The organism is Caulobacter flavus (genome assembly GCF_003722335.1).
GTDB classification, from domain to species: domain Bacteria; phylum Pseudomonadota; class Alphaproteobacteria; order Caulobacterales; family Caulobacteraceae; genus Caulobacter; species Caulobacter flavus.
Genome location: NZ_CP026100.1, coordinates 4,199,276 through 4,218,110, shown reverse-complemented (window position 1 = coordinate 4,218,110; position 18,835 = coordinate 4,199,276). Strand labels below are relative to the sequence as shown.

Here is an 18,835-nt window from a genome sequence, read left to right as displayed (position 1 = left end):
AGGATCGGGAGCTGGCGTCTAGGTGAGCCGGTGGGAGACTTTCTCAAGCGCTGCAACGCCGGATCCGAAACGGGCCATCGCGTCGCGATGCTGCTCCAGCGCGCTGTAGGGCAGGTAGCGCACGCTCAGGTCCGCGATCCGGCTGAAGGCCGGGCGGGCGATCTGCGCACGCACGTCCGCTTCACGCTTGTCTGGCGCGACGAGGAACAGGCTGTGGAGGCCGCTTGCGTCGCCGCCCAGGGCGAGGTCCAGCATCCGCACGATCCCGGAATAGATCGAGGTGGTGTGCTCCACCTCGAAGGCGGCCACGATGGCGCCCGCCGTGTTCAACCACAGCACATCGATCAGGCGGACCGCTTCGGCGCCTGGGCGGCTATCAAGCGCCGGTGGCAATCGCTCCATACAGTGATCGCCCAGGCGGCCGGGACCGCACGGCCGCCCGCGGTCGTTTTGGGCGATCCAGACGTCGTAGCCGAGCGCGCGCCCTAGATCGCGTAGCCAGCCCTGGATTTCGGTATGGGTCCGCGCGTCCGCCTCAGCCGCCGAGGGTTTGGCGGCCTGGGCGCGAACTTTGGCCAAATCCGCTGCCCAGTCAGCTCGCGCAACGGCGTCATTGGTTCGCGGGGGCGGCGCATAGAGTCCGACGCCCAAGTCGAAACAGAACGCTGCTGCCGCTCCAAGGTCGTTGGATAGCAGGTCCCGGTGTTTGCTATTGAACGCGATCAGACCCTGCCGCATCGCAAGGTACTCATCCCATCGGCCAAGCTTCACGTTGGCGCCAGTCAGGGCGTTGTAGCCGCGCACGATCGCGGTATTGAACGGCGGAGCTATGGTCGGGTGCAAGAAGTAGAGGATGTTGGCCACCGCTGGACCCAGGCCTTTGATCTTCAGCGCATCGATCCGGCGGATTTCCGCCAGGACGTGCTCTTCGGTGTCGCAACAGACGCAGGCGTCCAGCAACCGGCCGAAGGCGCGCTGGTTTCCTGGGTGCTCATAGATGTCGGGGATCCGCAGTTTGGGCTTCCACAGAAAGGCATGGTCTGCCCCCTTGAACACCTGTCGCTGCTCGGCGATCGAGTGGACGACAGTCTCTAGGGACGACCCGCGGTAGGTCACGCCAAATCGCTCCGCCTCGATCTCGGCGGCGACTTGCTGGACGCCTCGTCGGATCGATCGGAAGTTCTTCAGGCGATCCTCCCAAAGAAACCAACTTTGATAGGCGCCGCTTGGATCGTTCCGCCAGCGGCTCAGCAGTTCACGCGTCAACTCGTCGGACAATCCCGTTCCCCCTCTTAAGATATGCCCGCTCGGAGCGCTGATCTGCGATCACGAGCTCTCCTGCGTACGGAGATGTCGGACGCCACACCTCAGTCATGGACCGTGCGCGCGGGGGCGAGGCTATTGTGGATGGCGGTCGCGGCGATCGCCGCCTCACCGACGGCGACGCTGATCTGGTTAAGACCTCGCGCGACGTCCCCCGCGGCATAGATGGTTGGAAGGTTCGTGCGCTGGTGCTCATCGACGAGGATACATCCTGATCGGTCGACGCCGACGCCAATCGCCTGGGCGAGGTCCGATTGCGGCTTGACGCCCAGGGCGCCATAAACGACCTCGAAGGGATCGAGCGCCAAGCCATCCATCCGCCGGGCACGCAGCCGACCACGCTCCACCATCAGGTGGTCGGACTGAACAGAAATCAGCGGTATGTTCGCTGCATCGAGAGCCTCGCGACTGCTACGCGAGACCTCATGGTTGGGACCCAGGGTCAACATGCTGACACTGGGGCTGTAGGCGCGAAGGAACAACGCCTCGTTTGCGGCGTGATCGTCCGCCCCGATGACAGCGATCCTATCCAGCATAGCTTCGAAGCCGTCACAGATCGGACAGAACCGAAGTAACCCATCACGGATCGCCTGGTCAGGCTCGGAGATTGGCGGTCGCCGGTCGACCACACCCGTTGCAAAAAGGATGGTCCGGCCGAACACAGCCCGATCGGCTATGGTCGCGCGCCAAACGGTCTCGTCGACCCGATCCAGCCGCGTTATACGGCCCGCCCACTCCACGGGGCCGAACGGCGTCAGTTGCTCGCGCAGCTGGGCAAGCAAGTCCGCCCCACGGATACCCCCGGTGAAACCCGGAACGTTGTGGCTGCGCGGGATCAACGCTGCACGGCTTTGTCCGGCGTCGGCGATCAACACGGTTCGGCGAAACCGCCGCAGATAGAGCCCCGCAGCGAGCCCGGCCGGACCCGCTCCGAGGATCAGGCAGTCGAAGATATCGTCCATCAGAAGCTCCGGATCGAGGGCATGGCCGGGTTGTCGAGGCTTGCCCTTGCACACGTCAGTGGTCGTGGCCGGGATGAGCGTCCGGTTCTTTGGGCGCCATTGTCATCCCTGGCATCGCCATGCCCGGCATCCCGCCTTCCTTCATCATCTCATCGTGGTCGGCTGGGGCGCTCTTGATGGCCGCTTGGTATTGTGCGGGAGACATCGTGGGTAACTGGCGGACAAACGCCACCATGTCCCAGATCAGCTCATCGTTGTGGGTTCGTCCCCACGCCGGCATGGCCGTCATCTTGATGCCGTGTTTGATCGCCCAGAACTGTTCACCGGCGGTGAGGTCTACGCTCTGCCAAAGCTCCGGCGCTTGAGGATAGAGCCCCTGGCTCATCTCGGTCTTTTCGAGGCCAGGCGCGAGATGGCAGCCGCTGCACATCTCGGTGTAAAGACCCGCGCCGCTCGCGATCCGCTTGGGATCGCCCAGGTTCGCTGGCGGCTTAATGTCCGCCGCCCGGACACTGATGGACCGGTCGCGCAGGGTCTGCAGCACCTTGTAGACTGGCCGCGTGTGAGGCGCGTCGGCGCCGATATTGTAAAGCCCCAAGCCTATGGTTAGGCCAACGGCCATCGCCGCTAGCAGTGCAGCTGCGCCCAGCACGACGACGATTCCGAGATGCGTTCTCGGATGTCTCAGATCCCACCCCATCACTTGCATCGGTCTTACCTCCCTTTTGAGTTCTACAAGGCTGAGATCGCCGCCACGGGCCGCGCCTGTTTCGAAAGTATGGTGAGGTCCGCCGCCGCCCCGTGCGGCTACATCGCAGCGATCCGTTGCGCGATTTGCTCCATGAATTTCTTCATCAGGGCGGCCATCATCGGCAGGAAAATCAGGAGCGTGATAAAGATCGCCACGATCTTCGGAGCGTAGACGAGCGTCTGCTCCTGGATCTGGGTCAGGGCCTGAAAAAGACCGATTGCGACGCCGACAACCAGGCCGGCGATCAAAATCGGCGCCGAGATTTCCACCGTCAGCCAGATCGCGGCTCGGGCCACGTCTAGAACTTCGGCGCCGTCCATCAGCGCCCCGGGGAGGGCGCTGGCCCCCGGAAATCACGATGTGGGTAGGAGATCCAAATCCGGTTATCGGCCTTGGGTGTGTTCGCTGCGAAGATTTCGTACGCGGTCGGTCCGACGCCAAAGGTGGCGATGAGGGGCGCCGCCGTCCCCAAAAGGGGACCGGGCCGACGCCGACGTGCGCGATCGTGTCTCGTCTTTTGGCGGACCATAGGATCCCCGCTGTCAGCGCTTTTATGGGGTTACGCATCGGGACCCGCTCACCCCTCAACGCGCGCTAAATCGTCAGATCGGGCCGTGGTTGAACCTGCGCTGGCTTCAAGCTGTCTTGGCGCTTGCGAGAAGATCGATGAGAATCTCGCTACCAAGGTGAGGAACGTTGCCAGGCGCGGTAAGCACCGCTGTCTGGTCAAGCTGAGGACAAGCCTAGAGGTCGACCAAGTACGTGATCGAAACTCCGGATCTGGCTGCTCTTGAGGTCATGGCGGCTCAGCTTGAAGCCAGCGGCCGCTATCGCCTGCTGCGTCGGCTAGAGTCCTGCACCCTGGCGCCGATCACCAACGCCGCACTGCTGAAGGACGGCGTCTACATCGATACGGAAACCACCGGGACGGATTCCTCCCGCGACGAGATCATCGAACTGGCCATGGTGCCGTTCAAATACGACGCCGATGGGCGCATTTGCGCGGTCGGTGAGGCGTTCACCGCCCTGCGCGAACCGAAAGTCCCGATCTCCGCGGAGATTACCCGGATCACCGGCATCACCAACGAAATGGTCGCTGGTCACGCCATCGATCCCAACGACGTCGCCGCCTTCATCGCCCAAGCCGCCGTGGTCATCGCCCACAACGCTCAGTTCGACCGGCGCTTCGTCGAGCGTCTGTGCGAGGCGTTCAAGCTGAAGGGGTGGGCATGCTCGATGAGCCAGGTCGATTGGGCCGGGGAGGGCTTTGAGGGGACCAAGCTTTCGTATCTCGCCAGCCAGTGCGGTTTCTTCTTTGAAGGCCACCGGGCCGAGAACGACTGCCTGGCGGGACTGGAGATCCTGGGCCGTCCGCTGAAGAGCGGTCGCACGGCGCTCTCTCATCTGCTCGAGGTCGCTCGCCAGCCGAGCTGGCGCATCTGGGCCGAACGTTCGCCTTTCGACCTGAAAGATCGGCTGAAGGCGCGTGGCTATCGCTGGAACGGCGAGGAGGGGCCAACCCCCAAGGCTTGGTACATCGACGTGGCCGAGGCTGATCGGGACGCGGAGCTGGAGTATCTCGCCAAGGAGATCTATGGCGGCGAGATCCACCTGCCGACCCGGAAAATCACGGCGTTCGAGCGCTTCTCGGATCGAATCTGAGACAGGGAGCCCGCGTTTGTCGATCAGGGCGGGGCCGGCGCCACGCCGGTCGTTGGCGGCGGTGAGGGCCAGGCGTCGTATCCATAGGCGTAGGTTTCGAGCCGCTTGGTGGGCAGATAGGGTTCTCGATACTTGTTCTGGCGTCCCTGCTCGGAGATCAGGTGCAGGTGCTTTCTGGCCCTGGAGCCGATGACGTACAGGAGCTTGGTGGCGCTGGCTTGCCCCTCCGGATCGCTGAAATGAGGGACCATATCCTCGAGCAGGCAGTAGGCGATCACCGTGTCGAACTCCAAGCCCTTGACCCCATGGATCGAGGAGACGGTGATGCCGGATCGCTCGGAGAACACCTTCTGAAAAGCGCTCAATTCCGACAGGCCCTCGCCGCCCTCCTTGACCAACAGCTTCAGCCGGGCCGTCGAAGCGTCGAAGAACGCGACGTGGTGGTCTTTGATAGTGTCGTAGTCGTCGATCGACAGACCCAGCACGTCCAGTAAGGCGTCGAAAAACAGGCGCAGATAGGTCAAGCCATCCAGCTCGTTCAGGCGGATGCCGTTGCAGAGTCTGAGGAAGTCTCGCCGCGACAGGTGTTCGACGGGCGCGCCGGCGTTGATCAGTTCGCGCAGCACCTCGCCAGCCCAGCGCAGCCGGCGGACAAACAGCGCCGGGTGGGGTTTGGTCAGGACGATCCGGCTGACCTTGTACCAGAAATTGTCCGGGCTTCGGGCGAAGGGAATGGCGCCGGGTCCGTTGAACTCGTACTCTGGCAAGGCCGCGATCAGGGCCCGGGTCATTGTCGCGAGCTTGGCCCATTGCGGCGCCACGACGCAGACCTCGTGCGGTGCGATCTTTTCGACCTCGATGCTACGCCGGATCAGCCGCACCAGTTCGGCCTCCAGGTCCTTCTGGTGGGTCTCTGTGTCGTAGGTGATGAGGCTGGCGAAGTCCCGATGCTCGCCGGCCGCCTCGATGGTGGCCGTCAGCTCGTTGAAGTGTCCGAAGTACTCAACGATCCGCCGCGAGGAGCGGTAGTTTCGCGACAGGTCCTTCTCCACCAGGGCTACGCTGGCCAGGGTGGCGAAGTCGGCGACCGCCATGGCGTGGCCGCCAAGCGAGGCCAGGATCGCCTGGTTGGGGTCGCCGACGATGAAGGCGCGGGTCTCGCCTCCGCCGGCCTTCAGGATCGCGGCCAGAATGCCGTACTGGATCTCTTTGGTGTCCTGGTACTCGTCGACCAGGATACAGGTGAAGATCCGGCTGAGGATCTTGGCGACGGCGTCGCCACGCTTGATGAGCTGATAGGAGAACTTCAGCATCATCTCGAAATCGATCTGGCGATCGGCCTGCAGTCGAGCCCGATACTGCTTGAGGATGGTCTCCACATGCGGGGCCAGTGTGGCGTCCCGGCATTGGAAGATTGTCGAGCTGGTCGTGACATAGTGGTCGCATTCCCACCGCGACAGGCCCGGGACCTTGCTGGCCGCGCAGAGCTCGTCGAGCAGCGCGTCGCGCGCTTGGGGGTCGATCACCCGAAATCCATTGCGCAGCGAAGGATGGTAGATCCCGTAGGGCTTGAGGATCCATTCCAGACAGAAGGCGTGGATTGTTCCGATCCAAAGTCGTGAGCTGTCCACGCCCAGGCCGTCGATCCGGTCCTGGATCTCTTCGGCGGCGCGATGAGTGTAGGTGATGGCCATCACGCGCTGCTGGGGGGAGGTCAGGAGGGAGAGTTCGCGGGCGATCCGATAGGTGAGGGTGCGGGTCTTGCCGCTACCGGGGCAGGCGGTGAGAAAAACGCTGCCGGGCTCCATCACGGCGGCGGCCTGCTCGGCGTTGAGGTCATCTTCTGCCCAGACGAACATGGTCAGAGCCTGCTTAGAATTTCCGCGAGCGTCCCTTCCGGGTAGTTCGCAAGTAGGCTGGCCTTCAGCGCATCCAGATCGATCTCGCCGGTGCGGTACTTTTCCACCTCCACGCCCAGCATCAGGATATCGAGCTCGTCCGCGCCGTTGGCTTGCAAGGCCGCGAGTCGATGGTCGATGATCGCCGCGATCGTCGGCGCCGACAGCGGCGCATGGACCTTCAGCAGTGCATCTAGGATGTAGCCTGGCACGATGGTGTCGGCCGTGATCAGCCGGCCCAGCATCACCGCGAACCAGCCCTTGCCGGCCTTGTTGGCCAGGAACAGCACCTGGGGGCCGTACTCATCGAGTTTGCCTGACGCCAGGCGCGCGATGGCCGCGTCGCGATAGGCCTTCTGCACGTAGAGTTCAGGCACGACGTCCACGACGGTCTGGACGTTGCCTGCCTTGATGAAGTCGACCTCGAAGGTGTGATCAGCGAAGTGGCAGCTGACCAGCGGGTTGGCCGCCTCCATGGCCGTCAGGCGCTCGTGACGGTCCGCTCCGGCCTTGGCCGAGCGCTCGGCGACGCCCTTGTCGGTGATTGTCTCTTTGGTGTCGCCCTCATGGACCGTGATGTCGATGGTTGGCGCATCCAAGTCGGTGATGATCGCGCAGCGTTTGCGGATGCGGTCGGCGTGGAAGAGGACCGAGATGTTTTCGAAGCCGGTGCTGCGGATGTTGATCAGGCTGACGCCCATCTCGTCGAGGCTGATCCCGAGCACCTGTTTGACCAGGATAGGGATGAGGATTTCCTCGGCGTCGCCTTCCACGAGGATCACACTCTTGGCGAAGAGTAGGTTGGATCGCACCGCGTCGAGGTAGCGTTCGAGCGCACCGATCTGGTCGGTATCGAGACCGACCGAGGGCTGATAGGCCTCGCAGCTGGCTCCCGACCGCGCCAGGATATTGATGCTGTCGACCTTGCTGACCTCGGAGATGTGGGTCGAGTGGGTCGAATAGATGATCTGGGTCTCGTCGTACTTCAGTCGCTCGAACAGGGTCTTCTGAATGTGGGTGTGGATGTGGGCTTCCGGCTCCTCGATCAGCAGGATGTTGGCGCAGGCCTGCTTGCCCTTCTGGTATTTGAACTCCAGGAGCTTGAGAGTGAGGTAGATCAGGTTGGCGCCGCCCAGGCTGAGATCCTGGACGCCGCCCTCGTGGCCGTCGTCGGCCTCGCCGACAAAGAGTTTCAGGGACTGGAACAGGCGGTCGGCCTCGGTCGGCAGTTCCGAACGGATCGAGAGCTTGGTGGGCGAGTAGGTCACCCCCGCAGCGTCGGAAATCGTCTCGCGGATGTTCCTGCGGACCTCCTGAACGTCGTCGAGGTCGGAGATCTTGCCGTTGAGCTGATCAACCAGGGCCGTGATGGGGTCCATGGTCGCGGCGCTGATCTTGCCGCTTTTGCTCCGCAGCAGCCCCAGGAGCGGATTAGTGCGGTTGTTGCGGAACTCCTCGACCACGTCGCGCAGGGCCTGGATGTACGTGAAGCAGACGTGGTCATAGATCGTCATCGCCCCCTGGATCCGGAAGCCCAGGCCAGGCGGCTCCAGTTCGGCTGGAAACTGGACGGCGCTGAAATCCCCCACCAGGGCCGTGTAGGCGGCCGGATCGGTGAAGTCGGCCGTGCTCTTGCCGAATAGCGCTGTCTCATAGTCGTCGATGGTCATCTCGGCGCGGATCGCGTCCAGCCCAGCGACGTCACCGGCCGCCAGTTTGGAAAGCTGGACGCGGCGTGGCGCTTTGGGCCGACAGACGAGGGTGTAGCTGGCCCGATCGACGGCGCCGCCCGCGGCGGCGTCACCGGCGCCGTGGAGGAACATGGCCTGTACCGCCTCGTCGTCCGAGACGTCGGCGAAGTCCAAGCTAATGATGATCCAATGGCCCTGCCAATCGGGGCCTAGGCCCCGATGAAAGTCGTCGCGGGTCATGCGGCTGGCCGACCAGGAAAGGTTGCCGTCGAGCAGCAGGCGAATGGCGCGGAAGAGGTTGGTCTTACCCGAGCCGTTCTCCCCGATGATCGTGTTGACGCCGCCTTTGAACGTCACGCTGGTTCGCGCGAAGTTGCGGTAGTTGACCAGCTGCAGTCTAGAAATGTGCATGTACGCTCGCCACGGCCCAGCTTGATTGGGGCACCTTGGCGGATCGCAACTTCGCCGTGAAGTGGTGGAGGCGATACTCGCTATGGCACGGGCGGGATAGGTGGCGTCTTTGCCTCGCCAATCCGAAGGCGCTGTGACTGAAACGCCTTGCGCCACAGGCTTTTCATGAGAGGGCGACGGTATTTTTCAGATGAGCCTGGCTGACCATTTTGGGGATGCAGAGCGGCAGGCCGGATGGAATGAAATGGGCGCCCGCGCACGCTGTCGGTCTCGAACGCGCCGACTCGGCCGGGTGGGGAGAGTTTGGGGGAGGGCTGGAGCGTAGTTCGGGGTGGTTTGGGTGTGTTTTTGTGTAAGTATATAGTGTGGATATATATTAGGCTGTACTTGATGCAAAAATCAAATGGCGCGCTATGGCGGTCGTGTCAAGTTGAGAAATTTCCCATAAAAAACAATGTGATAATATTCCGGCGATTTCGTCGGCGGGATAACAAATGTGTGATTAGAAAATCTCTTTAATTACAGTGTCTTGAGTGATTTGAGTATTATTGAGTGGGAGTGATCAACGAAGGCGCCTTAGGGCGCCTTCTTTTTTGCCTCCAGCTCGGACGCCCGCCTGGCGCGCCGATCCCAATCGTCGCCGGCTTTTCTGAAAGCCGTCGATGATCGCCATGACGTCGATGTCCCCGAACTCGCGAGCGCCGATCGCCGCGAGCTCGGGGGAGTTTATGGACGGCTCGAGCGCCTGCGCGGTCCTTTAGCTTCGGAACGTCGCCGCCGTGTCTGGCGCCGGTGCATAACGATCATGGACCATCGTGAACTGCGCCAGGCCATGAGACAGGCTCCGCAGATCCTGCGCGTAGCCGAAGAGGCGCGCCAGGGGGACCAGCGCGGTCACGGTCGCTGCTCTTCCGCGCCTGTCTATATCCTGGATCGCGCCTCGACGGCCGCTCAGGTCGCCGAGGATCTGCCCCAGATGCTCTTCTGGAGTCACGACCTCGACCTTCATGATCGGCTCGAGCAGCCTGGGCTCACCCTTGCCGCGCAGTTCCTGGAAGGCGGTGCGGGTGGCGATCTCGAAGGCCAGGAACGTGGAGTCGACGTCGTGATGCCCGCCGCCCACCAGGGTGGCCTTGAAGTCGACAACCGGGAAGCCGGCTAGCAGACCACTGGCCCTGGCCGCCTCCAGTCCCTTCTGGACGCCGGGGATGAACGCCTTCGGCACCGCCTCGCCCGCGATCGCCGACTCGAACACGAAGCCGGATCCCGATTTGCCGGGCTCGAAGGCGATGGTGACGCGCGCGAACTGCGCCGCGCCGCCGGTCTGCTTCTTGTGGGTGTAGTCGATCGTCGCCGGGCGGGTGATCGTCTCCAGATAGGCCGCGCGTGGCGCGCCGACCCGGGCGACTATGCCGTAGTCTCGCTTGAGGATGTCGAGCTTGGCCTCGAGTTGCCGTTCGCTGGCCCCCTTGAGGATAGTGCGGCCGGACGGGTCGAGGGAGACGATCAGCGACGGATCGTCGGCGACCAGCCCCCGGAGGGCGCCGCGCAGCGCCTCTTGGCCGGTCAGGGACCTGGGCTCGACGGGGATCTCGATGACCGGGGGCGGGCAGTCCATCGGCTGCAGTATCACCGGCGACGTCAGAGGGTCGCACAGGGTGTCGCCCGTGCAGGTTTCCTTGAGTCCGGCGAGGGCCACCACGTCGCCGGCGCCGGCCTGCTTGACGTCCTCGCGGGTGTCGGCGTGCATCAGCAGTATGCGGGCGACCCGCTCGCGCTTGTCGCGGGTGGCGTTCAGCAGGTTCATGCCCTCTTGCAGCTTGCCCGAGTAGATGCGGCAGAAGGTCAGGGACCCGACGAGAGGATCGTGCGCGACCCTGAACGCCCAGGCCGACAGCGGCTCGGCGTCAGAGGGGATGCGGGTGACGGCCTCTCCGGTCTTGAAGTCCACGCCTCTGGCCGGCGGGGCGTCGGCGGGCGAAGGCAGGTAGTCGGCGACGGCGTCGAGTATGGGCTGGACGCCCTTGCCTTTGGCGGCCGAGCCGCAGAGCACAGGGTGGAGGGCGCCGGCCAGGACGCCCTGGCGCAGGCTTCTCTTCAGCGTCTCGACGGAAGGCGGGCGGCCGCTCCGGAACGCCACGACAGCCTCGCGATCGTGCTCGATGAGGCTTTCCACCAGATGCGCGCGGGCCGCCAGCGCCTCGTTCAGCAGGTTGGTCGGGATTTCCTGATCGCGCCCCGCGGCGCCGCTGTCGTCGTCCCAGACCACGGCCTTCATCCGCAGCAAGTCCACCACGCCTTTCAGTCCGGCTCCCGAACCGAGCGGCAGCTGGATCGGCACGGCCCTGACGCCGAGACGGTCGCCTATCGAAGCGACCGAGCGATCGAAATCGGCGTCGGCCCGGTCCATCCCGTCGACGAACACGATCCGCGGAACCTCGTCGGCCAGTCGCCAGGCCGTTTCGATCTGGGGCTCCACGCCGGCCGCGCCGTCCAGAACGATCACCGCGCCGTCCAAGACACGCAGGCTTCGCGGAAGTTCGAGGGCGAAATCGTCGGGAGCCGGGGCGTCGATGACGTTGAAGCGCTTCCCGTTCCAGATCGCGGCCGTGGCGGCAGGGGCGACGGAAGCGGCGCTGTCCTGCGACGGCTCGTCCCAGGCCATGGTGGCGAAACCGCCCTGGAGGTCGGCGGTGTTCTTCGTCTTGCCGACGCAGGACAGGATCCGCTCGGCCATCGTCGCCTTGCCGGCCTGGTCGTGGGCGATGACGCCGAAGTTGCGGTAGTCTTCGATCCGATAGGGGAGAGCGGAGGCGGGAACGGCCGCCGCCGCCGGCGCCGACGTGAGATCTTCCGCCCACGGAGCTTGTCTGGTTCCTGGGCCAGCGCCGTCGACCACGCCGACGGTTCGGGCCAGGAGGAAGCCGGCCGCGTCGGCCATCTCGGAACCCGCGCTGCGCGAGCGCAGGGACGCGAGCAGATGGCGCAGGGGAGGGGCGGCCAGTTGCGCGAAGCCGGCATGCTTCAAGCCGAAAGCGGTTTCGGCGACTTCGAGCAATCGTGTAGGGCTCGGTTCGCGCAGAAGGGCGTCGACGCGCTCGGTCAGCGTCTTCTCAAGCTGGCGGACCTCGTCCGGGCGCTCGAGCTGCGGGGTCTTCGAAGACGTCGCGCTCATGACGCCGCCGATGCGACGATTTGCACGCAAGCGAGAATTTGGGCGCGAGAACGCCGCCGCCCTACAAACGCAGTCACTGTAGATCCCTATCAGGCGGAGATGGTGATAGCCCCAAGCGCAACCATGACATTCATCGGGCGAATAGCAAGCGCGCCCGGCCGGCCACGCTCCTGGATGACGAGCGCCCGCCGGCCGTCACGAAGCATCGGCGGCCATGTCGAACGATCCCCGGCGACAGTCAGGCCTCGGCCGCGATCTGGCGCAGGGCCTGCTCGAAATACTCCGCCGGCTGACCGCCGGAGATCAGGTAGCGGTCGTTGATCACCACGGCCGGCACCGAGCTGATCCCGGCCGCCTGCCAGGCGCGTTCGGCCTCGCGGACCTCCTGGGCGTAGCGCCCGGAGGTCAGAACCTCGTGGGCGGCATGCGCATCAAGTCCCGCCTTCATCGCCGCGCGGACCAGCACCTCGTGCTCGGCCGGACTGTCGTTTTCGGTGAAGTAGGCCTCGAACAGGGCGCGCTTGAGCGCCTTCTGGTCGCCGACCAGGCCGGCCCAGTGCAGCAGGCGGTGGGCGTCGAAGGTGTTGTAGATGCGGCTGTTCTCGTCGGTGGCCATGGTGAAGCCCACGGCGGCGGCCCGGTCGTGGATCGCCTGGCGGTTGGCCGCCGACTGCTCGCGGGTGGCCCCATACTTCCGGCCCACGTGCTCGACGATGTTCTCGCCTTCGGGCGGCATGTCCGGGTTGAGCTCGAAGGGCTGGAAATGGATCTCGGCGTCGACCAGGTCGGCGACACGCTCCAGCGCCGTCTCCAGGCCGCCCAGCCCGACCACGCACCAGGGGCAGGAGACGTCGGAGACGAAATCGATCTTCAGGCGCTTGGTCATGAGGCGGTCCGCTGGAATATGGACGGCTGATTTGGGCGCGCGGGCGGTGGAAGGCAAGGCGGCCGCGCCGCGCCTGATCGCCAGGTCGCTGGCCCGCCAGTCTGTGGTTGTTCTTTGCCCGCGCCTGGAATACCGGTTGGCGCATGTCGCCAAGCCGACACAATCCGCGACCTCCCAGCATCACGATGACGTCTGATCCGTCCAGCGAGCCTTCCTCCCGAAGCTCCTTCGCCACGTTCACGGACCCCGAGTCGATGGCGCTGGCGATCGGCGACATCAATTCGGGCGCCAAGCCTCTTCCGCTCGGACGCGCCAGCCGTCGCTTCGACGGCATGCTGGCGCGGGCCAGCTTCAGCGGGCTGAACCTGGGCATGGGCCGCTTCGCCCAGGGCATCGCCCAGACCGCGGCCATTCCCGGCGTCCACACCTTCATGTTCGCCACCGAGCCGGGGATCATGCGGCGTGTCTCGGGACGGAAGCTGTTTGGACGGCACATCTTTCACTTCCGGCCCAACGAGCGGACCGTCACGGGGTCGCCGCCAGGCATGCCGTGGGCCTTCGGCATCGTCACCATGCCGTTCGAGCGGCTGACCGCGCACGCGCCGGATCTCATGGGGGCTGGGGCGGCGACGCCGCTCGACGACGACCGCATGTTCGTGGCGCCGCCGGCTGCGATGAACGAGCTCGTCGGGCTGATGAACGACATCTCCGACGTCATCCAGCACACCCCCGGGGTCATCGCCGAACCCTTGCCGGCCAAAGCCATGGCCGGCGCGGTCGTCGACAAGCTCCTGGCCTGCCTGTCCCAGGGCCTGGTCAAGCCCGACGGCGCGGCGGTGGGACGGCACCGCCAGATCGTCGCGCGCTTCGAGCGCGTTCTCGACGAGCGTCCGGAGGAGATGCTGTCGCTGGGCGACATCTGCGCGGCCGTGGGCGTGGCCGAGCGGACCCTCAACCTGGCCTGCCAGGAATTCCTGGGGGAGGGCGCCATGCGCTACGCCCGCAATCGTCGCCTGGACCTCGTGCACGCCAGGCTGCGGGCCTCCGATCCCGCCGCCGCCCAGGTGACGGGCGTTGCCATGACCTACGGCTTCTGGGAACTGGGCCGCTTCGCCCAGGCCTACCGCCTGCGCTTCGGCGAACGCCCCTCGGACACTCTGCGCCGCAAGACCCACTGATCCGGTTTCAAGCTGCGCCATTCATGCCGGGATCGCATAGTCCGCAGCGCGCCCCGCTGGCAGGGACGGGCGAATACGCGCCTCGCGGATTACTCGGCCCAGCTCGCCTGAGGGTGTCGCAGTCCACGAGCGCGTTTCAGGGGGATCGGGCCCGGCCCAGGCAGCGCGTCGAGCGACGCGATCTGGCGTCCCTGCAATCCAAGAACGGCCCGCCAAGACGGGCCAGCAGGTGTCGAAGTGCGCAAGTCGTTCAACAAGTCGCGGGCCATCCGTACGTCGGTCTCGCTGGCGGTGCTGTCGCTGGCCGTTGGTGTCATGGGGCCGCAGGCTCAGGCCCAGATCACTCAGGGTGGCGGTTCTGGGAGCAGCGCCGGCGGCATCGCGGGCGGCGGCGGGGGGCGTTCCAACGCCGCCAGCGGCGGGTCGGCGGCGACCACGCCGACCGGCACGGCGACGGCCGGCGGCGACGGCGTCGCGTCTGGCGGTCAGCCCGGGGCCGTCAACGACCTTTCGGCCGGCGGCGGCGGCGGCGGTGGGGGCGGGGGCGTCGGCGGCTCTGGCCCCGGCGGTGACGGTGGCCTGGGCTGGGTGCTCGCCAGCACTGGAACCACCTCGCTGACCATCGACTACGCCGCGACGAACGGCGGTGATGGCGGCAGCTACGCGGGCGGCGGAGGCGGCGGCGGCGGGCTGGTGCTGACGGGCGCGAACGTCCAGCTCTCGACCGCCGGCTATGACGTCACGGGCGGCGACGGCGGGCGGGGCAGCAGCCAAGCCGATGGCGGCGGCGGCGGCGTCGGCCTGGTGCTGCTGAACGGCGGATCGGTGACTGTCGACGGCGGCGCGGGCGGTTCGAGCAGCGCCATCACGGGCGGCACGGGCAGCAAGTATGGCGTCGGCGGCGCGGGCCTGTTCCTCTACAACGGCGGCACGCTGAACGTCGTCAGCGGCGCGATCACGGGCGGGGCCGGGGGCACCTTTGCGGGCTGGGCCGGAGCCGGCGGGGCCGGCGTGCTCAGCAACCAGGGAACCATCGTCAACGCGGCGACGATCACCGGCGGCGAGGGCGGCTACGGCTATACGAACGGCGGCGCGGCCGGCGCCGGCGTGATCGCCTGGGGCGGCACGATCGAGAACAGTGCGACCGGCGTGATCGCCGGCGGCGTCGGCGGGGAGGGGCGCGGCGCTTTCGGCAACAACTTTTCCGGCGCCGGCGGGGCGGGCGTGGTCTTCACGGACGGCCAGCCGGGGCTGCTGATCAACGCCGGCACGATCCAGGGCGGCGCGGGCGGCCACCCGTCCAACGCGATCGTGCCAGGGGCTGGCGGAAGGGGCGTTGTCGGTGCGAGCACCGGCGCCACCACCATCATCAATTCGGGCACGATCATCGGCGGCGTCAACCACCGGTCCCAGCGCGTCTACGCGATCGAGCTGTTTGGCAGCTTCAACACCCTGGAGCTTCGCGCGGGGTCGTGGATCCGCGACGTCGTCGCGGTGACCGGCGGCGGCTCCGACAACGTGCTGGCCCTGGGCGGCGCGGACGATGACACGTTCAACGCCTCGCATATCGGGTCGGACGGCTCCGTCGACGGCTACGGCTACATGGGTTTCGACACCTTCCAGAAGCGGGGCGCCAGCACCTGGACCCTGACTGGCGCGGGCGACCAGACGTGGCTGGTGCAGGAAGGCGTGCTGAAGGGCGACAGCAACAGCCTGGCCGGCGACGTGAACTTCGGTGCGGGCGGGGGCAGCCGGGCCATCGCCTTCGACCAGGCGTTCGACGGCGTCTATGCCGGCCAGATCTCCAGGGGCGGCGCGGTCACCAAGTCGGGGACGGGAACGCTTACGGTGAGCGGCTGGTCGGGTTCGGCCTGGACCATCCTGGGCGGCGGCGTCATCGCCACGGGTGAAACGCTCGACAACGACGCCGCGATCGCCGGCGGGGCGTTCCTGACCCTCGACCAGGCCGTCGATGGGACCTACTACTACGCGCTGTCGGGCGCGGGTGACTTCAACAAGGCCGGCACGGGCAAGCTGATCCTGACCGGGGACTCCTCGGCCTTCACCGGCGCGACGACGGTCGGGGCCGGAACCCTGTCGGTCAACGGCTCGCTGGCTGGTTCGACCATCACCGTCGCCTCCGGTGCGACGCTGGGCGGTTCAGGCACGGTCGGCGACACCGTCATCCAGAGCGGCGGCCATCTAGCCCCCGGAAACTCGGTCGGCGCGCTGTCGATCGCGGGCGACCTGGCCCTGGCGGCCGGCGCCAGTCTCGACATCGAGCTGGGCGCGCCCGGCGCTTCGTCGGCTTCGCCCGGCGTCAGCGACCGCGTGGTCGTCAGCGGTGACCTGGCGCTGAACGGGGTGGTGAATCTCTCGCAGAGCGGCGCCTCTGCCGACGGCGTCGCCGGTGTGGGCTACTATCGCCTGATCACCTACGGCGGCGCCCTGACCGCCAACACGGCGACCATCGGCGCCACGCCGTCGCTGAGCAACATGAACTACGAACTGCAGGCGGGTAGCGGCCGCGTCGACCTGTTCATCAGCAGCGCCGCCGTCATCGGCGACGACACCCTGCAGCACTGGCAGGGCGGCGACGGCGTCTGGAACGCCGCCAGCACCCAATGGCTGAACCAGGGCGGCAACGCGCCGGCGAGCTGGTCGGGCAACCATGCGACCTTCAAGGACGCCGGCGGCTTCACCGGCGGCCAGGTCACGGTGGAGGGCGCGCAAAGCTTCCTGGGCCTGCAGTTCGTCGACGAGGGCTACGAACTGAACGGAACGGGCCAGCTGGTCACCGTCGCGGGCGGCAGCGAGATCCGCGTGCTGTCGAACGCCGCCAAGGTGGGCGTGGCGATCACGGGCGCCGGCGGCCTCGTCAAGACCGAGGCCGGCACGCTGGTCCTGACCGGCGCCAACACCTATGCCGGCGGCACGACCATCCAGGGCGGCGTGCTGCAGATCGGCGACGGGGGCGCTTCGGGCTCGATCGTCGGCGACGTGGTCAACAACGCCGTGCTGGTTTTCAAGCGTTCGGATACCATCACCTTCGACGGCAAGGTCTCCGGCTCGGGCACGGTGGGCGTCCTGAGCGGCGGCGTGACCTTCACGGCGAACAACACCTATGCCTACGGCACCTTCGTCGCCGCCGGCGCCCAGCTGAAGCTCGGCGCGGGCGGGACGACCGGCTCGATCCTCGGCGACGTGTCCGTCGACGGCGCGCTGGCGTTCGATCGTTCCGACAGCCTGACCTTCGCCGGCCTCGTCGACGGCTCGGGCGCTCTTCGCCAGGTCGGCGCGGGCAAGACCGAACTGACCGGCGACTCGAGGAGCTTTGGCGGTTCGACCACGGTCGAGCACGGCACGCTGGCGGTGAACGGCCGCCTGGGCGGAACGCTGGACGTCTGGTCCGGCGCTCGCCTGCAGGGCGTGGGCACGGTGGGGACCACCGTCGTGTCGGGCACGATCGCGCCCGGTAACTCGATCGGCACGCTGAACGTGGCCGGGGGGATCACCTTCAAGCCAGGCTCGGTCTTCGAGGTCGAGGCGAACGCCGCGGGGCAATCGGACAGGATCGTCGCGTCTGGCGCGGCCACGATCCAGGGCGGGACCGTCAAGGTCCTGGCCGGCGCGGGGACCTACAAGCCGCAGACCAGCTATCTGATCCTGCACGCCGACGGCGGCATCGCGGCCGGCGGCAAGTTCGACGGCGTGACCTCGAACCTGGCCTTCCTCGACCCCTCGCTCAGCTACAGCGGCGGCGACGTCTATCTGCGACTGCGCCGCAACGATATCAGCTTCGCCGACATCGGCTCGACCCCCAACCAGGTCGCCGCTGGGGCGGGCGCCCAGGCGCTGGGCTGGGACAACCCGGTCTTCGACACCGTGGTCAACCTCTCGGCCGAGCAGGCGCGCGACGCGTTCGACCAGTTGGCGGGCTCTGACTACGCCAGCCTGCGTGGCTCGCTGCTTCAGGACAGCCGTTTCGTGCGCGACGCGATCCTGGCGCGCGGTGATCTGGCCGGCGCCGAGGGGCTGTCCGGATGGGGCAAGGTCTTCGGCGGCTGGGGCGCCATGAAGGGCGACAGCAACGCGCAAAGCTACGACCGCGACGTTCAGGGCCTGCTGACCGGCTTCGACGGTGCGCTGGGCCGGCGCCTCCGCGCGGGCTTCGCGGCTGGCTACAGCACCAGCAACCTGAAGACCGCGCGCGCGCGGCAGGACGTCGAGACCTATCACCTCGGCGGCTACGTCCTCGCGGCCCGCGGCGCGCTGTCGTTCGAGCTCGGCGGCGCCTATGCCTGGAACGAGGTCGAAGCCTCGCGCCGGGTGGCGTTCGGAACGTTCGCCGAAACCCTTTCCGGCGACTATTCGGCCCAAACCTACCAGGCGTTCGGCGAGGTCGCCCTGAAGCGTGAGGTCGCCGGCGTGACGCTGCAGCCGTTCGTTCAGGCGGCGTATGTGGCGCTGACCGACGCCGATGTGCGCGAGCGGGGCGGCAGCGCCGCGCTGAACGGCGGCGGCGACCAGCACCTGACCTACGGCTCGGTCGGCCTGCGGCTGAGGAGCGATCTCAGCGCGGGCCAGGTGGGGCTGCGCCTGACCGGTTCGGCCGCGCTGCGCCATGCGTTCGACGGACGAGTCCCGACGATCGATCTGGGTTACGCCGCCGCTTCGTCGTTCAGGATCTACGGCGCGCCGATCGACAAGGACAGCCTGGCCGTCAATGTGGGCCTCGAAGCCGACCTCGGCCGAAGCGCCGTGCTGGGTGTCAGCTATTCCGGGGACTACGGCGATCGCTCGACCGACCACGGCGCCCGCGCCCAACTGAGCTGGAAGTTCTGACAAGGAGGGGCGGGGGCGCGGCGATGACGCCCCCGTCCTTCGACAGAACCGCG

The 18,835-nt window shown here is 66.5% G+C and carries 11 protein-coding genes; 3 read left to right on the top strand and 8 right to left on the bottom strand.

The window, feature by feature from the left end; genetic code table 11:
* Positions 1 to 18 precede the first annotated feature (18 nt).
* The 4 genes from C1707_RS19100 to fliQ form a co-directional block, all read right to left on the bottom strand.
* The gene (locus tag C1707_RS19100) at positions 19 to 1,278 is read right to left on the bottom strand and encodes a type II restriction endonuclease (RefSeq protein WP_101715353.1); all 1,260 of its coding nucleotides are present in this window, start codon (positions 1,276 to 1,278) and stop codon (positions 19 to 21) included.
* Positions 1,279 to 1,367: 89 nt separating this feature from the next.
* The gene (locus C1707_RS19095; protein WP_101715354.1) at positions 1,368 to 2,285 is read right to left on the bottom strand and encodes an NAD(P)/FAD-dependent oxidoreductase; all 918 of its coding nucleotides are present in this window, start codon (positions 2,283 to 2,285) and stop codon (positions 1,368 to 1,370) included.
* Positions 2,286 to 2,340: 55 nt separating this feature from the next.
* Positions 2,341 to 2,994 (bottom strand): c-type cytochrome, encoded by a 654-nt coding sequence (locus tag C1707_RS19090; protein WP_240633745.1) that lies wholly within the window; start codon positions 2,992 to 2,994, stop codon positions 2,341 to 2,343.
* Positions 2,995 to 3,092: 98 nt separating this feature from the next.
* Entirely contained in the window at positions 3,093 to 3,359 is a 267-nt protein-coding gene (gene fliQ / locus C1707_RS19085; RefSeq protein ID WP_180896966.1) for a flagellar biosynthesis protein FliQ, read from the bottom strand.
* A gap of 439 nt (positions 3,360 to 3,798) precedes the next feature.
* Between fliQ and C1707_RS19080 the strand changes: the two genes are divergently transcribed.
* Entirely contained in the window at positions 3,799 to 4,698 is a 900-nt protein-coding gene (locus tag C1707_RS19080; protein ID WP_240633744.1) for a 3'-5' exonuclease, read from the top strand.
* A gap of 23 nt (positions 4,699 to 4,721) precedes the next feature.
* On the opposite strand, the gene C1707_RS19075 is transcribed toward C1707_RS19080, so the two are convergent.
* The 4 genes from C1707_RS19075 to C1707_RS19060 form a co-directional block, all read right to left on the bottom strand.
* Entirely contained in the window at positions 4,722 to 6,557 is a 1,836-nt protein-coding gene (locus tag C1707_RS19075) for a UvrD-helicase domain-containing protein (RefSeq protein ID WP_101715357.1), read from the bottom strand.
* Positions 6,558 to 6,559: 2 nt separating this feature from the next.
* Positions 6,560 to 8,698, bottom strand: a complete 2,139-nt coding sequence (locus C1707_RS19070; RefSeq protein ID WP_101715358.1) for an ATP-dependent nuclease — start codon at positions 8,696 to 8,698, stop codon at positions 6,560 to 6,562.
* Between the two features lie 757 nt (positions 8,699 to 9,455).
* Positions 9,456 to 11,873 carry an elongation factor G gene (gene fusA / locus C1707_RS19065; protein WP_240633743.1) on the bottom strand — a complete coding sequence of 806 codons (2,418 nt, stop codon included), beginning with the start codon at positions 11,871 to 11,873 and terminating at the stop codon, positions 9,456 to 9,458.
* Between the two features lie 238 nt (positions 11,874 to 12,111).
* Positions 12,112 to 12,759: a DsbA family oxidoreductase gene (locus C1707_RS19060; RefSeq protein ID WP_101715359.1), complete on the bottom strand. Its 648-nt coding sequence runs from the start codon at positions 12,757 to 12,759 to the stop codon at positions 12,112 to 12,114.
* Between the two features lie 254 nt (positions 12,760 to 13,013).
* On the opposite strand from C1707_RS19060, the gene C1707_RS19055 reads away from it, so the two are divergent.
* Positions 13,014 to 13,937 carry a helix-turn-helix domain-containing protein gene (locus tag C1707_RS19055; RefSeq protein WP_164467408.1) on the top strand — a complete coding sequence of 308 codons (924 nt, stop codon included), beginning with the start codon at positions 13,014 to 13,016 and terminating at the stop codon, positions 13,935 to 13,937.
* A gap of 237 nt (positions 13,938 to 14,174) precedes the next feature.
* Entirely contained in the window at positions 14,175 to 18,782 is a 4,608-nt protein-coding gene (locus C1707_RS19045) for an autotransporter domain-containing protein (protein WP_164467407.1), read from the top strand.
* The last annotated feature ends 53 nt before the right edge of the window (positions 18,783 to 18,835 follow it).

Excerpts from the sequence above, each read along its gene's own strand:
- C1707_RS19055 (WP_164467408.1), top strand. The coding sequence starts at position 13,014 with ATGGCGCTGGCGATCGGCGACATCAATTCGGGCGCCAAGCCTCTTCCG.
- C1707_RS19075 (WP_101715357.1), bottom strand. The coding sequence starts at position 6,557 with ATGTTCGTCTGGGCAGAAGATGACCTCAACGCCGAGCAGGCCGCCGCC.
- C1707_RS19090 (WP_240633745.1), bottom strand. The coding sequence starts at position 2,994 with ATGCAAGTGATGGGGTGGGATCTGAGACATCCGAGAACGCATCTCGGA.
- C1707_RS19095 (WP_101715354.1), bottom strand. The coding sequence starts at position 2,285 with ATGGACGATATCTTCGACTGCCTGATCCTCGGAGCGGGTCCGGCCGGG.
- fusA (WP_240633743.1), bottom strand. The coding sequence starts at position 11,873 with ATGAGCGCGACGTCTTCGAAGACCCCGCAGCTCGAGCGCCCGGACGAG.
- C1707_RS19070 (WP_101715358.1), bottom strand. The coding sequence starts at position 8,698 with ATGCACATTTCTAGACTGCAGCTGGTCAACTACCGCAACTTCGCGCGA.
- C1707_RS19060 (WP_101715359.1), bottom strand. The coding sequence starts at position 12,759 with ATGACCAAGCGCCTGAAGATCGATTTCGTCTCCGACGTCTCCTGCCCC.